The 726-nt window shown below is 47.2% G+C and carries 1 protein-coding gene; it reads left to right on the top strand.

Going from position 1 to position 726, the window contains the following annotated elements:
• On the top strand, positions 1 to 726 hold a 726-nt coding region (locus tag R7Z77_RS25435; protein ID WP_318137058.1), incomplete at both ends, for a diguanylate cyclase domain-containing protein.

Raw genomic sequence — 726 nt, 5'->3', positions numbered from 1 at the left:
ATTTACGAGACAAAAGACTACCAACGCGCTGATGCCCACGTGAAAGAGTTGTCTCAACGTCTGAAAAACACCATTGATGTTCCGGGAGCCACCATTGCTCGTCTTTCTAGTGATGAATTCGGTCTGCTTTTCCCGCACATGGATGAGAGCGAACTGCGCATTCTCGCGGACAGCATCGTCAACTGTGTCAATGGCCTAAACACTGATCCAACTGGCTTAGCAAAACCAAAAGCCTCGCTTGGTGTGGCACACAGCAAAGATCAGAAAACGCGTTCTGAAGTCCTTTCTATGGTGGATAACGCACTATCGAAAGCCAAAGCACAGCCAGACAAACCATACGGCTTCATTGGTAGCGATACGCCATCAAACTTGATGGGTAAACAGCAATGGAAAGCGTTGGTTGAAGAAGCAATCCACAGCGATTGGGTGAAATTCCGCTTCCAAGCTGCGAAGAATACTTGGGGCAAAGTGTTCCATAACGAAGTGTTCTCAAGCATCGAAAAAGATGGCGAGACTTACCGTGCTAACCAATACTTATTTGCATTGGAACAGTTGGATGCGACCAACATCTTCGACCAATACGTGATTGAGTCGATGATTAAGATGCTAGAAAGCGGCGAGCTTAACGATCCAGTCGCGATTAACATCGCGCAAAGCAGCTTGTCTCAGCCATCGTTCATTCGCTGGACAACCAACATGTTGGAGAAACACTCAAAAGTGGCGTCT

It is taken from the genome of Vibrio sp. 1401 (assembly GCF_033340295.1).
The sequence above is the reverse complement of the archived record's forward strand: the minus strand, read 5'-3'. Positions and strand labels throughout refer to the sequence as shown.